Annotated in this window: 9 protein-coding genes; all 9 read left to right on the top strand. The window is 42.4% G+C overall.

The window, feature by feature from the left end; genetic code table 11:
• Positions 1-46 precede the first annotated feature (46 nt).
• The 9 genes from PATL_RS04790 (at position 47) to PATL_RS04750 (ending at position 16323) form a co-directional block, all read left to right on the top strand.
• Positions 47-2338 (top strand): TonB-dependent receptor, encoded by a 2292-nt coding sequence (locus PATL_RS04790; protein ID WP_011573825.1) that lies wholly within the window; start codon positions 47-49, stop codon positions 2336-2338.
• 188 nt (positions 2339-2526) lie between these two features.
• A complete protein-coding gene (locus PATL_RS04785) occupies positions 2527-3051 on the top strand; it encodes a nuclear transport factor 2 family protein (protein WP_011573824.1) in 525 nt (174 codons plus the stop codon).
• 413 nt (positions 3052-3464) lie between these two features.
• Positions 3465-4043 carry an RNA polymerase sigma factor gene (locus tag PATL_RS04780; RefSeq protein ID WP_041713336.1) on the top strand — a complete coding sequence of 193 codons (579 nt, stop codon included), beginning with the start codon at positions 3465-3467 and terminating at the stop codon, positions 4041-4043.
• Between the two features lie 2 nt (positions 4044-4045).
• Positions 4046-5098 carry a FecR family protein gene (locus PATL_RS04775; protein ID WP_011573822.1) on the top strand — a complete coding sequence of 351 codons (1053 nt, stop codon included), beginning with the start codon at positions 4046-4048 and terminating at the stop codon, positions 5096-5098.
• A 104-nt stretch (positions 5099-5202) separates the two neighbouring features.
• A complete protein-coding gene (locus PATL_RS04770; protein ID WP_049765853.1) occupies positions 5203-8100 on the top strand; it encodes a TonB-dependent receptor plug domain-containing protein in 2898 nt (965 codons plus the stop codon).
• 187 nt (positions 8101-8287) lie between these two features.
• Positions 8288-9214 (top strand): TAXI family TRAP transporter solute-binding subunit, encoded by a 927-nt coding sequence (locus PATL_RS04765; RefSeq protein WP_011573820.1) that lies wholly within the window; start codon positions 8288-8290, stop codon positions 9212-9214.
• Positions 9215-9380: 166 nt separating this feature from the next.
• Positions 9381-11285: a TRAP transporter permease gene (locus PATL_RS04760; RefSeq protein ID WP_011573819.1), complete on the top strand. Its 1905-nt coding sequence runs from the start codon at positions 9381-9383 to the stop codon at positions 11283-11285.
• Positions 11286-12127: 842 nt separating this feature from the next.
• The gene (locus PATL_RS04755; RefSeq protein WP_011573818.1) at positions 12128-14650 is read left to right on the top strand and encodes a TonB-dependent receptor plug domain-containing protein; all 2523 of its coding nucleotides are present in this window, start codon (positions 12128-12130) and stop codon (positions 14648-14650) included.
• Positions 14651-14823: 173 nt separating this feature from the next.
• The gene (locus tag PATL_RS04750) at positions 14824-16323 is read left to right on the top strand and encodes an FG-GAP repeat domain-containing protein (RefSeq protein WP_011573817.1); all 1500 of its coding nucleotides are present in this window, start codon (positions 14824-14826) and stop codon (positions 16321-16323) included.
• Position 16324 lies beyond the last annotated feature (1 nt).

The raw sequence follows: 16324 nt of genomic DNA, 5'->3' as shown, positions 1-16324 counted from the left end.
AAAGCGATAGGCATCGCTAAAAACAATTCATTGAAAGGGACACACTATGCAAAGCACACACACAATAAATTTCACCTCTACACCTGTCAGTTCATCTGCCGGTCACTCCTGTAGCACCAGAATATTACGCCATTCAGCCCTAGCACTGATGGTCAGCGCGGCCTTAAGTGGAACCAGTCTGCACGCACAAGAAAACAGTGCCCAAGCACAAAAAGAAGCTGAACCCTACGAGCGAGTCATAGTCACATCACGTAAGCGCTCAGAGTCAATGAACGACGTGCCCATTAGTATTAACGTAGTGGGTGAAGGTTTGATTGAAAATTTAGGCGCCGCTGACTTCACTGATTTGCTTGGTGTGGTGCCCAGCCTTACAGCGTACGAGAATGGCCCCGGCCGGACGCGCTTATCTATTCGTGGCGTAGCAAACGGCGGGGGTAACGACAACGACACCCAAAACCAAGAAACCGTGGGCATTTACCTAGATGAAATTCCCATTTCAATGGGCGGCATGAACCCAGAATTGGCTTTGTTTGATTTAAAACGGGTCGAAGTATTACGTGGGCCACAGGGTACGCTGTTTGGCGCAGGCTCAATGACAGGCACCGTACGCTTAGTGTCTAATGATCCAGACCTATCCAAATTTGAAGGCAAGTACGAACTTAGCGCATCAAAAATAGAGCATGGTAGCAACAATAAATCCGTTAAAGCGTTAGTCAACGTGCCCATTATCGAAAACGAATTGGCCGTACGCGTCAGTGGTTATTATCTTGATAATGGTGGCTATATTGATAACAGCTTAACCGGTGAAAAAAACCTTAACGATGGATTATCCAAAGGAGCCAAAATAGCGGCTTTATATATTCCTACTAACGAATTAAGCATTGAGCTTAGTTACTTACACCACGACTATTCAGATGATGGGCGTCCTGTAGATATCGACTCCACGCCCCTATTTGTGCGCGATTATCCCTCCTTCGATGGTTACGACGATACCATGGACATAGGTAACCTGACCCTAACCTACGATCTAGATTGGGCTGAGTTAACGAGCTCTACGTCCTACTTTGACCGTTCTATCGTTAACCCTCGTTCACTGGATCTGTTATTTGAATCAGCTCTACCACCGGGCATAACACCTCATGAATTGGTCGACTTAACGGACTCAGAAGTCTTCGTGCAAGAGTTGCGCTTAGCCTCAACCACCGACAGTGATTTACAATGGACGGTAGGTGCATACGCTGATAAAAAAGACGTGTTTTATGAAAATACCTTCCCTGTTCCTGGGGCTGATGCAATTCTAGGGGTGCCCTCTTCCGCCTTTGGTGCCCCCGAGGATCACTTATTTTATGGCTTTGATGATTTAACCGTGAAAACCTACGCCTTTTTCGGCGAACTCTACTATGACATTGGTGACTTATCCATCACCGCAGGCTTACGTTACTTTAACTGGGAACAAGAGATTGAATTTTATCAGTCAGGCTTGTTCAATGGCGAAGCCAACAGTGATACACGCCCTAAAGGCAAAGTCGATGGCTACAACCCTAAGCTTAATGTGTCGTATCATTTAAATCGCGATAATTTAGTCTATGTACAAGCCGCAAAAGGCTTCCGTTACGGGGGAATTAACGGCGCTATTCCTGAATCAGTGTGTGCCGATGAGCTGGCACAGGTTGAACGTGATGGTGGCGATACACGCTTCTTCGACCCGGATGAAATCTGGAACTACGAAGTCGGTGTAAAAGGCAGTGACACCCAAGGCACCGTGAGCTACAACGCCACATACTTCCACATCGACTGGAGCGACATGCAAACCAGCCGCAGCTTTGAATGTGGTTTTGGTTTCAAAGAAAATGTTGGGGATGCCACCAGTAAAGGCCTTGAACTAGAAGTCACAGTGAAACCTCTTGATGGCTTGGTGCTATCGGCTGGCGGCGCTTACATCGACACCACGTTGGATGCAGATGTACCCAATCTAGATGCGCAAAAAGGCGACCCAGCCCCTTTCGTACCTGAGTTCTCTTTCACGACATCAGCGGAATACTCCACTGAATTAAACGAAGATCTTGAAGGTTTCGGTTGGGTCAATGTGCAATACACGGATGATCGCTCAACCGAATTCAGTGAGCAAAACTCGAACTATCGCAAGATGGACGCCTACACAGTGGCAAATATGCGCGTGGGTATTCGCTTCTCTGGTTACGAGATATCCTTGTTTGCCAACAACATGTTTGATGACGATGGTGTAGTCAGAGCCATTGGTCGCCCACCGTTTGATCCACCTGCCAGCATACGTGTTACACCGCGTACCATAGGCATGACCTTTAGAGGTGGTTTTTAAGACGTATTACGTCAATCATTAAGCGCGAGATAACCCTATGCGGCACAAGTGCATAGGGTCATCTTTGTGAGTATTATTAGTGAATAACTGAAGCGTGAACCCACAACAGAACAAATTCGTTGTGTGAATAAAAAGAATAAATAAAGACCACAGCCAAACACAACCACATTCAAATGGAGTGACTTATAATGTTTAACCCGCTACGAAAAGGCGCCATACCATTCTTGCTCGCCGCGCTACTATGCTGCTCGTTCAGTGTATTGGCCGACACTAAGAACGCCCCCGAGGCAACCCAAGCCGTCAATAACGTACTCGATGGCTTGCATGAAGCCGCCAGCCAAGCAGACCTAAGCAAATACCTAGGCTCATTTACCGATACTGGCGTATTTATGGGCACGGATGACTGGGAGCGCTGGTCGCGTCCAAAAACATTAGACAAATACGTGGCGGAGCGCTTCGCAAGTGGCACCGGTTGGACGTACAAATCCGTGGAGCGCAACATCAACTTCTCTGCAGAGCAAAACATCGCCTGGTTTGACGAGATTACCGTGTCTGAGAAGTGGGGCCGCTTTCGCGGAACCGGTGTGCTGGTATATGACAACGGCCAATGGAAAATCGCCCACTACGCCATGTCTGTGCTCGTCCCTAATGAAGCATGGGAAAAGGTCGCCGAAATCAATATCAAGACCTTTGCTGAGCGAGCAAAGAAATAATCTTAAACGGGCCTTTAAGGCGCAATTACCAACTAAATTAGTATCTAGCGCAGCAAATAACGAAAAGAAATAGGGCTTATTCTGCTAATTTGCGGCGATAAAATAATCTCTATTTAGTTTATTGCAAATCAAAAGTGTTTAGTATTTACTAAAAAAAGTAGCGACAGAACGCTTCAACAAGAGTGTTTTTTGTTTCTTGCTACTTTTTTAGTTATATATATTTCAGTTCGAAGCCAAATTTTTGAATTGCCTAGAGTCAGGACAAAAATTTCGATCTCTACCACGTAATTTCACTAATTTTTTGTGACGTTTTGTCGCATTTTTACAGGACATTTCCCTCTCAATATTTACATATTTTGGGAGTAACTTTTGTGTTGGTTGATTTCAACCGTGTAAAACAGCGAGGATTAGAAATGCAAGAAGACTTAATAAATAAAAAATCTATCCTTTCGGTTTTTTCAGAGTGCAAGTCGTCCTTAGCTAACGTGGTGCGACGATACGTTAAAAAAGAATACGAGTTAGAAGATATCCTACAAGAGGCCTTCGTAAAGACTTTTGTCGCAGATAGAAAAAATCAAATAAAATTCCCTAAGTTGTATTTATACAAAACCACAAAAAACTTAGCGATCCGTGAAAATAGTAAAATTTCTACCCGAATTACTGAATATATAGAGGATTCTAGTGAGTCATTGCTCATTAGCAAAGAACAAGATGCTTTTGCCCATTTATCGGAGCAACAAGAAAAAGCATTATTGCTAGCCGCATTAAATTCGCTACCAAAACAGTGCCAAGAAGTAACGCGATTAAGGTTGATAGAAGGAGTTAGGGTAAAGGATATTGCGCTAAAATTGAGCATTGCGGTTAGCACTGCAGAGAAGCATATCGCTAAAGGGTTAGAGCGCTGTGATGATTACATTACTAGACAGCAGGAAATAGGATTCACTAAGCAAAGTGATATCGAACGAAATATGAATCAAAGAAAGAGTAAATAGGAATGACTCAGGTAGTTAAATTTCCGAATGATAAAAAAAGAGTGAAGCGCGAAGCAAGTGAATGGATAGCCCGTATGGAGCAAGATGAACTTACAGCCTCAGATAAAACTGAATTAAATGCATGGCTCGCAATAAGCCCCGAACATGAAAAACAGCTAAAGCGACTTGCGCAGTTATGGGACAAAATGTCAGAAATAGGTGAGCGCTCATCACTTCAAGAGCAATCAACTGAGAAACACAAAAAATATTCTCTTTTTGGCCACAGACTTGCTCAACTTTCATATAAAACAGCGGCCTTTGCAGCATTGGTGTTGGCGATTCCAATTATTTTTTATTTGCAGGGCTCGCTAGAGAACTCCTCGAAAAATGGCCAGTACTTTACAAAAATTGGGGAGCAAAAAAATATAATTCTCACCGATGGTTCAGAGCTTTTATTAAACACCAATAGTATTGTTGAAGTGAATTACACTCGCAAGCAACGAAATATTACTCTTTTTCAGGGAGAAGCTAATTTCGGCGTAGCTCGTGATAAAAGCAGGCCTTTCACCGTAAAAGCAGGAACAGGGGATGTTCGCGCATTAGGTACCAACTTTTCAGTGCGTCTTAAGGGCAATTTGGTCAATGTTTTAGTATCTCATGGAACGGTAAGAGTTAGAGCGAATGAAAATATTGATGCAACTCATCACGCAGACAACTTTGCTCATAAAGACAAAAACCAAGTCATTGTTAGTGCGGGTAATAACGTGGTATTTGATGACATTGAAGTCGAGTCTGTTGAACAAGTAAGCGATGAATCTATTGCGAAAAAACTCTATTGGAGGAAAGGCTTTCTGTCTTTCGATGATGAACCACTATCGGATGTGGTAGCTGAATTATCGCGTTACACCAACCTAAATATTGTTATTGCAGACAAATCAATACAAGCGATGAAAGTGGGAGGATTTTACCCTATCGATAATCTCGAAACAGTTTTCACTACATTGGAATTAAATCTTGGTTTGCACGTTAAAAAAATGAGTGGTGGGTATTACTACATAACGAATCCAAACAGCTAAACATATTCTCAATCACGCTATTTCTAGTTATTTCAAAAAAAGTAGAGGATTTATCTTTTTCATTACTCTGTATAAGTAGGTTGAGCTACAGCCAACGATTCGCTGTGAATGCTTCGTTGGAAAATGGTGCTGTTCAACCTGAATTTGGAAAAACATTGATTCGAAAGATACTAAACTTTGTTGCATTTACATTGCTCGTATACAAATCAGCTTTCGCTCTAGCGACGGAAGATTTGACAGAACAAAAAATAACGACTGTGTATTTTGACATTCCTGAAAAATCTGCCGGAGATGGGTTAAGAAGTTTTGCTCAAGCGACTAACTTAGCTTTAATTTTTCCTCAAGCACTTGTGACCTCAGTGACTACAAATGAACTACGGGGTCATTTTTCAGTTGAAGCTGGTCTTCTCGCGTTACTAGCTGGGACGGGCCTCAAAGGGACCATTTACGCTAACTCTACAATTTTTGTTGAATCAAGCGCTGATGATCCGAGAAGTCTCAACAGCTCGCGCAAAGTAGATAACATGAAAAAAGCAACATTAACGAAAAAAACAAAGTCTAGTACTTCGAATAAGAATGCCCAAGCGGGGCTCTCTTCACCTTCATCCTCTATAGAAAATATAGTGGTGACAGGAGTACGGGGAAACCCTAGAACAGTTGTCAAAAGCCCTATACCCATTGATGTTTTCACTGCTGAACAACTTGAACAGCAAGGTCAAGCAGGACTCTTTGAGGCGTTGCGCTTTCTTGTTCCATCACTAAATTTACCGCAACGTTCAGGAGGGGGCACGGGAACGATTATAGCTTCAGCAGGCTTAAGAGGCTTAAATCCAGATCAAACACTGGTATTAGTTAATGGCAAGAGGCGCCACAAGACCGCATTAATCAATACCAGCACTGGCTTATTTAGTGGTTCAGCTGGAGTCGACTTGAATATGCTCCCTACCTCCGCAATAAAGCGTATTGAAGTGCTGCGGGATGGTGCATCAGCTCAATATGGCTCCGATGCTATCGCTGGGGTAATTAATGTTATTTTGAAGGATAAACCTAAAAAGGGTAGAGCTGTCTTTAGCTCCGGAGAGAACTTCGATCGCAGTGATGGAGAAAATATCAGTCTAGGTATAAACAATGGCTTTACTCTAGGTGAAAGTGGTTTTATCAACTTATCCTACGATTATAAAGAAAGTAAATTATCTAATCGTGCCCACACGCTGGCTTTGCCAGAAGATGGAGGACGAAACTTATTTGCCCTTTTAGAAGACGGAAGCTTTGATCCTAGAGAAAGCGGTCTTGATCGTATGGTGACCAAAAATTTTGGTAACTTCCCGCAAGCGACAAATATTTTTGGGGTTAATGCTAAAGCGAGCCTTCAAGACATGCAGCTTTATGGTTTCGCGTCTTACGCTCATCGAAAATCAGATCTAACATTTACTTACCGACTTCCTGGCGACATACGTAATATTATCGATATTTTCCCTTTAGGTTTTCGTCCAGAAGAGCAAATAAAAGAAAATGACTTCGAACTAGTCGCTGGTATTACAAGTACCAAGGCTGAGTTCGATTGGGATTTTTCAATGAGCTACGGTTTTGATGATACTACTTGGAATAATACCAACGGTCTGAATGCCAGTTTAGGCTTAAATAGCCCGACATCATTTTTTCTGGGTAACATGAATTCAGACGAAATGATAATTCAACTGGATACCACCCGCTCCCTCGTAATAGAAAATAGCGATCTGCAATTCTCATTTGGTCTGCAATATCGACGAGAAGGTTTCGAAATACTTAAAGGGGAGTACTTAAGTTACGCAGACGGGAATAATGGTTTAGAGCCTGGTGCACAAGGTTATCCTGGTTTTTCTCCTGAAGCCGAAAGTAACGTTTCTCGTAATAATATAAACGGTTACTTAGATTTAGCATGGGATGTTTCTGAAACGCTCTTTTTGGCAAGCGCACTACGTTACGAAAAGTTTAGTGACTCTGCTGGAGATGAAATTTTATGGAAAGTTAACCTGCGGTATGAGCTCAGTGACAGTGTCGCGTTTCGGTCTTCGGTGAATACTGGTTTTAGAGCACCAAGTATTCAGCAAATAGGCTTCCGGGGTAGTCGTGGGCAATTCACCGATTTAGACAACGACGGTTTCGCTGAAATTATTGTGCTACGTAAGACTTTACCTGCAACTAATCCTGCTGCAAAGGCTTTAGGAGCAACCCCCTTAGCACCTGAGACATCGGTTAATGTTAGCGCAGGCATTAGCTACACCCCGCGAGAGACTATATCGTTTACCATGGATTTTTATCAAATTGATGTAGATGACCGTATCGCTCAATCTTCTCAATTTAATCGCGGTGATAAACGTTTGGCTTTATCTGGCGGTACTATAGGTAATGAAATTTCAGCGCTTCTTGATGAAGCAGGTTTTGACGCATCATTAGGCGCTCTAAACTATTTTACAAATGCCATTGATACACGAAGTCGTGGTGTCGATATCGTTGCTACTTGGTCGCCTAAAATGGTGATGGGTCATCTAATCCTCAGCGGTGCATACAATTACAACAAAGTTGATGTTGTTAATTCGCTCGACAATCCTCAGGAGTTATCAGGTTTGGTATTAGCTGATGGCTCGCAAATAGCACAGTTCGATCGTGAACGTTTAGGTACCTATACCGATGCAGTACCTGATTCTAAACTTAGTATTTCTGCCAACTACGGATTAGATAAATGGCTAATAAATGTTCGCGCCACTCGCTTCGGCCAATGGACAGTCAAAGGTATTACTGAGAACCTCGATACAAAAAACCAAGCAAAATGGATAGTTAACCTAGAAGCCGGTTATCAATTAGAAAACGGACTCGCGTTCTTTGCTGGTGCTAACAACATCCTCAATGTTTATCCAAAGGAACGCTCAGCTAATTCTTTAGGGACTAACTTCTATGATACCTATTCACCATATGGTTTCACTGGAGGAAGCTGGTACATACGTACTTCTTATGTGTGGTAATCAAAATGATTGCTCGTAAGCCAATGATAATAGGAATGTTTAATAATGATGAAAAATAAATTTTTCAAGGCGAGCTTATCAACATTGTTTAGCACTTTGCTAAACAGCATTTCAGCAACTTTTACGTTGATTCAACGCAAAATATTTAATACTGCGGGCTTCTTTTCCTGCGCATGGGGTTAAAACAATGAGTAAGATTTTAAAGAATGGGATCCTAGGGTTAACGTGTTTGTTTTCACTTAACACCATAGCGGAAACTTATACTATTGGTACTGGTAGCCAGAGCGGTACCTATTATCCACTTGGGGGTATGCTAGCCAAGGTCTGGAGCGAAAATATTGAAGACTTTGATATGCGAGCTGAAGTGACGGCCGCTTCCGTAGAAAATACCATCAAAGTTGCTACAAAAAAACAACTCGCAGGGATAGCCATGGGTAATGTGGCTTTACAAGCACATGAAGGCGTTAAGCCTTTCCCTCGAAAAATGGATGTATCCGTTTTATTTGCTTTATATCCAAATGTAGTTCAATTCGTTGTATCAGCGGACTCAGATATACACACAATTCAAGATTTAAAAGGTAAACGTATTTCATTAGGTGCACCAGGCTCTGGTACACGCGTGAGTGCAACTAATATTCTTTTAGCTTTAGGCATAAGAGACAATGATATTGATGCCCAATCTCTAAATTACACTGCAACCACTAATGCTATTTCTGCCGGTCAAATTGATGCAGGTGTAATCGTAGGCAGCATAGGTGTTGGGGCAATCACTGAATTGGCGTTCACTCATAAGATTCGAATTCTATCGTTTACACCAGAAGAGCTTAAAGCTGTCTCTGATAACAATGCTTCATATCAAGCAATTGAAGTAGCAGAAGAAAGCTACAAAGGTGTTACCGCATTTAGGGCACCAGCGGTATGGAATATTCTTATCGTAAACAAAGCTCTTGATACCGACCTTGCTTATCAAATGACAAAAGTTGCTTTTGAGAACATGAAAAAAATCAATCAGGTTATTAGCGTCACAAAATATACGACGCTTGAAAATATGAACAGGCTAGACGGAATCGACTTACACCCAGGTTCGTTAAAATATTTAAAAGAACAAATGTAAGTTGCAGGCAACTAAACAATCACGCTGATGAGTGGTAATTGACGCGAATAATAAATCTTGATTGCAGTAAATAAGCATTCAAACCGCAGCAATCAAGTAACAGCCTAAATTCGAAATACAATAATGAGTGAGTTGGTAGCAATCAAGACTACCTTCGGAGAGTCGCATGACTGATCAAACAAGCTTCAGTAATTGGGTTACAAATAAAGTTGTGTTAATTGCTGCATTGGCAGCAATAGCATTATCTATTTTTCAAATTTGGCAGGGTATAACCTCAGAGTTATCCGCGCCTGTTTTTAGACCTATACATTTAAGTTGGGTCTTAATCCTAGTATTCTTAACTACCCCCCTAATTAAACCTCTACAGTCCCCATTTCTCTATCTATCTGCTCGTTGTATTGACATAGTTTTTATCATTGCCACTGCGTGGGCTTCATATCACATTGTTTCCTTTGATTACGATGATATTTCTTTTCTACTCGATGGGTTAACGACGCTGGATCAATTGTCCGGTTTAATTATTATCGTGTTACTGCTCGAAGCAACACGCCGCACAGTTGGTGTGGTAATGGTATTAATTGCGGCACTATTTTTACTCTATGCAATTTTTGGCGACGCATTGCCTGCAACCGTCGCCAGTAGAGGGTTTTCAGTGGAAGAAATTGTCCGATTCCATGTATTTTCAACCAATGGTATCTACGGTGCTCCACTTGCTATTGCAGCAGGTGTCGTATTTATTTTTGTGTTATTTGGGGCGTTTTTGCAGGTTACCGGTGCTGGTAAGTTCTTTATAGACGCCTCTTTTTCAATTGCCGGAAAGTACAGAGGCGGACCAGCTAAAGCCAGCGTTATTGCATCTGCAGCGCTAGGTTCAATCTCCGGATCCGCTATAGCCAATACCGTGACAACTGGCGCATTAACAATCCCTATGATGAAAAAGCTTGGTTATAAACCAGAGCAAGCTGCCGGTATTGAAGCCGCTGCATCAACAGGTGGGCAGATCATGCCGCCTGTAATGGGCGCTGGTGCTTTTGTGATGGCACAATTTACCGGGATTCCTTACAGTGAGATATTATTAGTCTCTATTGCACCAGCCATATTATATTTTACCTGCACCTTGCTATATGTGCACTTGATGGCGTGTAAGTTAGGTTTACAAGGTATGAAGGTAACTGAAAAAATTTCCGTAGTGCTAAAAGATGGATGGCACTTTCTAGTACCATTGATTTTAATAACCACCCTACTGTTAATGAGTTATTCGCCCATATTGGTAGGTATTTCTGGTTGTGTAGCGATATTAGTTGCGGCAATGTGCAGAAAACATAGCCGAATTAGCATCGCGGTATTTTTTGCTGGTATGAAAGAAGGGGCATTACTTGCGCTTCCTATTTCAGTAGCATGTGGAACCGCGGGCATTGTGGTGGGTGTAGTTGGTCAAACAGGCATAGGTTTACAATTTACACAGTTTTTAATGGCGCTTTCAGGCGGGTATTTGTGGTCGGTACTAGGGCTTATCGCTATCGCGGCCATTATTCTGGGCATGGGCTTACCTGTAACTGCTGCTTATATTGTGTTGTCCATCATGGCTGTTCCAAGCTTAACGGAGTTAGGAGTAGGCTTGCTGGCTGCGCACATGGTTGTATTTTGGTTGTCGCAAACCTCGAACGTCACCCCACCTATTGCTTTAGCTGCTTTTGCCGCGGCAGGTATTGCCAACACATCACCAATGAAGTCTGCAGTCCAAGCTTTTAAACTCGCCCAAGGTTTTTTTATTATACCGATCATGATGGCATTTTCTGGGTTGATCTGGATGGAGGGTCAAAATATTGATTTTGTAATGGCGATTATTCTAACGATTGGTTTGATCATTTCTTTTGCAGGAGCCATTGAAGGAAGGTTAGCGACAATGTTACCAATAGCTGCCAGGGGCTTATTATTGATAGCGGGGTTAACGATGTTGGCCCCTAACCTTTATATCAATATTTTGGGTATAGCCATTATCGTAATCACGATGCTAACCAACTATCGCGCCTCTAGGTTGGAAGCGTTACAACCTTCCCCTCTAAACTAAAAGTAGCTTGGCTCAGCTATTGGACCGAAATGTCCAATAGCTGCTCTCTCCCACATTGACAAAGTTACTTATCGCAGTTCCCAAAAACAAAAAATGAATATAGTAAAGTATGTTGCGCAGCCTATTATGGCGTGAGCTTTAACCGAAACTGTAACAACCAGTCCAGCGTTTAATATTCAAACGCTTCTGCATTCCTCAATATAAAACAAACATAGATTTCATTAAGTTTAATTACCTCGATTCAGTCGAGTTGAATAAACGAGTATCTGCGCACATTGCCTTCTTCACTGACGTTCGGCCCCATCAATACCGATAATTTACACTACCAATAAATGATTGGTTACGGCTAATTTTACAAAAAAGTAGAGGTTTTTTATTTTTCATTGCTCTGTATAGATAGGTTGAATTGAATGGGTAGCTTAATGCGAACATTCGCAGCGACTGTCTGTACATATCAGCCTTAAACTGGAAAAACGTTGATTCGAAAGGTATTTAACTTTGTTGTACTTACATTGCTCAGAAGCCTGTCGGTTTTAGTTTAACAGCCAAAATTTCGACTAAGTGAGCCTCTGAAACTATGTATTTTAACATACCCGAAAAATCTGCCGGAGATAAGTTAAGAGTGTTGCACAGCAACTGGCTTAGCTTTGATTTTTCCTCAAGCACTTGTGACCTCAAAAACATAAAACACACTGAGAGGTCACTTTTCAGTTGAAGCCGGTTTTATTGCTTTGTTAATCGAGACAGGCCTAACAATGACCTTTACTCGAATTTCACAATTCATATTGTGAGCAAATGTTGATGACCCGAGTGCTTCCTAGGACTAACAAAGAGCAGAGAATATGAAAAATAAAAACGTAAAGGGTAAAGTAAAAACTGGCACTTATGGTCTTATCGCATCAATCATGGCCGCTTCGTCGGCAGTAGCTCAAGAAGGTGACCTCCCCTCAAGCAGCGATAATAAAACAACCGACTTAGAAAACATCGTTGTAACTGGGGTACGAGGTAACCCTAGAACGGTTATTGAAAGTCCAACTCCTATTGACGTGTTCTCCAGTGAACAACTCGAGCAACAAGGACAAACAGGATTATTCGAGTCTCTACGATTTCTTGTTCCATCCCTAAATCTTCCACAACGCTCTGGCGGTGGCACCGGAACCTTTATTGCTTCTGCAGGCTTGCGCGGCTTAAACCCCGACCAGACTCTCGTGTTGGTGAATGGCAAAAGGCGTCATAAAACGGCTTTAATCAACACCAGTACCGGTTTATTTAGCGGCTCAGCAGGCGTAGATTTGAACATGATCCCCTCTTCTGCCATTGAGCGCATTGAAGTGCTGAGAGATGGTGCATCAGCCCAATATGGTTCTGACGCAATAGCAGGGGTTGTCAACATCATCCTAAAAGATGACTCTGAGGGTGGAAAAGCAACCGTTAGTACTGGAGAAAATTTCGACCGCGGTGACGGTGAGTTTTTCAGTGTCGCCCTTAACAATGGTTTCGAATTTGGCGATGATGGCTTCATTAACTTATCGTATGACTACAAGGAAACTAAGCTATCTAATCGAGCTCGCACTTTAGCATTACCTGAAGATGGAGGAAAAAACTTATTTTTACCCCTTGATGATGGAAGTTGGGACCCTAGAGAAGCGAGTGTAGACCGTCAAGTCACCAAAAATTTTGGAAACTTTCCACAGCAAACCAGCGCGTTCGGTTTAAATGCGGGGACTAATATAGGAGAAGTAGCACTCTATACCTTTGCTACATACGCTAACCGAAGTTCTGACCTTACATTTACTTATCGCAGCGCATATGATTCTCGTAATATCGAAGAGATATTCCCTCGAGGATTTCGCCCTGAAGAGCAAATTCAAGAGGATGACGTCGAAATCATTACCGGTATAAAAGGGACCCATTTCGATTTTGACTGGGATTTTTCTGTAAGTTATGGCAGCAATGAAAGTAGTTGGTATAACACCAATGGCTTAAACGCAAGTCTTGGCGCTGCAAGCCCTACATCTTTTTTCCTAGGTGAAATGAATGCGGACGAAATGATTGCGCAACTTGATGCTACACGCGCAGTTTCTCTTGATAACAGTGATTTGCAAGTATCTTTTGGTATGCAATTCCGAAAAGAATCTTTTGAGATTATTAAAGGTGAGCTCCTTAGTTACGCTGATGGTAACAATGGCTTAGCGCCTGGCGCCCAAGGCTTTCCAGGTTTTGAACCAGAGGCAGAAAACGATGTATCACGTAATAATATTAACGCCTATATAGATTTAGCCTGGGATGCAACGGATAAACTGTTTATTGCTGGAGCACTCCGCTACGAAGACTTTAATGACTCAGCAGGCGAAGAAGTGTTAGGTAAATTAAATGCTCGTTACGAGATTAATGATTCAGTCGCATTAAGATCATCAGTTAGTACGGGATTTAGAGCGCCGAGTATCCAACAATTGGGGTTTCGCGGAAGCCGTGGACAGTTCACTGATTTAGATAATGACGGTATAGCCGAAACCATCGTATTACGCCAGACTTTACCGCCAACAGACCTTGCAGCTTCGGCGCTTGGCGCAGCTCCTTTAACTCCAGAAACATCTGTCAATTTTAGCGCTGGCATTAGCTATACGCCGGCAAAAAATATGTCATTTACGATAGATGTTTATCAAATTGATGTCGATGATCGCATTGCTCAATCTTCTCAATTTAATAGAGGTGATACTCGATTAGCATCATCAGGCGGTACAATAGGTGATGAGATATCAGCGCTGCTTGATAGCGCTGGCTTTGATGCCTCATTAGGTGCTGTCAACTACTTTACCAATGCAATAGATACACGCAGTAAAGGCGTTGATTTAGTCGCCACATGGACCCCTGAAATTGACGTTGGTGAGCTTACCCTTAGCGGAGCTTATAATTACAACAAGGTCGATGTCGTCAGCATTGACGATAACCCCGAAGAATTGTCTGGTTTAGTCCTCGCAGACGGTTCACAGATAGAGCAGTTCGATCGCACGCGCTTAGGCACTTATACCGATGCTGTCCCTGATTCCAAAGCCAGTTTATCTGCTAATTATCGTCAGGACGGCTGGGTTCTAAATCTGCGTGCGACACGCTTTGGTGAGTGGACGGTGGTACGCAGCAGCGAAGCATTAGATACAACGAACGAGGCGAAATGGATTGTCAATATGGAAGTGGGTTATCAGATGGAAAGTGGTGTAGAGCTTTTTGCTGGTGCAAACAACATTTTTAATACATATCCAGAAGAACGTACTGAAAACTCCTTAGGAACTAATTTCTACGATACATACTCGCCCTACGGTTTTACAGGTGGTAGCTGGTATGCGCGAACATCATATGCTTGGTAATTAGTTGTTTTCTAAGGAGGAGTTGGGATTGTCTCACCTCCTCCGCATTCAACTGTGTTTTATAATTCACAACCACTGTTCCATAAATTTGGTCTATTTTCACGGGGGCCTTACCTCAGTAATAACCGAGCGAAAATTGACAAACAAGTTAGATGGTCGATAGGGGAAATTTAATGTCAAAAACTAGATATCTTAAGATGCATACAATTGCTGCGGTATGCTCTCTCGTATGTGTTAGTGCTATAGCTTCACCGACAAAGTTTACGTCAATTCAAACTGAGACCTTTAATACTCCAGGCTCAGTTTCTAATGCCTGGGGCGATTACGACAAAGACGGGGATCTCGATTTATTAGTCTCTATAAAGGGTGGAGAAGTTCGACTTTATCGCAATGATGACGGTATTTTTGTAAGTGTCGGCAAAGTATTAGGCCTCCCGATTAAAGGTGATCAAATACGTGGTGTGTCATGGGGGGATTACGATAACGATGGGGACTTGGATATATTAGGAGGCTCAAATGAGATGCCAATACCAAGTCGGAGCTATGTTTTTAGAAATGATAATGGAGAAGCGTTTGTGGAAGTCGCTGAGTCCATCGGACTAGCTATACCAGGCCGTATTAGCCGCCAGTCAAACTGGATTGATTACGATAATGACGGAGACTCTGACCTCTATGCAGCCAACCGTACTGGAGCAAACCAACTTTTGCAAAACGAAAATGGCGTATTCAAACCGCTAGGGTATGCATCAGGTGTATATGATTCCAGAAGAACTGTCGGGACTTGTTGGTTTGATATTGATAATGATGGTGATCTGGACTTTTTCTTAGCCAATCAGTCAGGTGACAGCGATACGGTTGGTAGAAACGATATTGATAAGTTTGTTGATATAGCGCCTGAACTTGGCATGGATGAAACGCAACGTCTTTATTCGGAAGGCGGCGTAGGTTGTGCTTTAGGCGACTACAATAACGACGGTTATATAGACCTGTATGTCACTACCTATGGAGATAACCTACTGTATAAAAATAACGGCGATGGTAGTTTTTCTGAGGTAGGAAAATCGATGGGCGTTGTCGATCCAGATCATACAGTTGCCGCCGCTTGGGGTGATTATGATAACGATGGATACCTCGATTTAATCGCGGTTGGGTATCACAAAGTCAATGGAAAATCAGAGCCCTACGGCAAACTTTATCGTAATACAGGTACAAAATTTGAAGTAGATAATAGGTATCCAGAATTAACTTCAGCTGGCGATCATGGAGTGGAATGGGTTGATTTTGACAACGACGGCGACTTAGATCTTTCAGTCACTGATGGTTACGGGGCTGTCGGCGGACATTTTGTTTTTAGAAACGAAATGGATGCAGCAACAAGAGCTAAAAGCATTTCAGTTCTTGTATTGGATAATCAAGGTAACTATACCCAACAAGGCGCTATCGTTAAGTTCTTTGATGCAAAAGGTAAAATACTAGGCTCCAGAATTGTATCAACAGGGGGCGGATACAACGCGCAAAGCGCTAGACCGGTATATTTTACCTTGCCAAGCTTACAACCCATTACGGTTGAAGTGAATTTTATGGGAAATGAAAAACTAAGTGTAGAGGTCAAAGATATCAAAACTCTAGCCAATAAAGCGTTAATGGTGCATAGGCCTGCTAATTCTAAATAAC

This window comes from Paraglaciecola sp. T6c, from assembly GCF_000014225.1.
Classification (GTDB): domain Bacteria; phylum Pseudomonadota; class Gammaproteobacteria; order Enterobacterales; family Alteromonadaceae; genus Paraglaciecola; species Paraglaciecola atlantica_A.
Note: the sequence above shows the minus strand (reverse complement) of the source record. Positions and strands in the feature narration are given on the sequence as shown.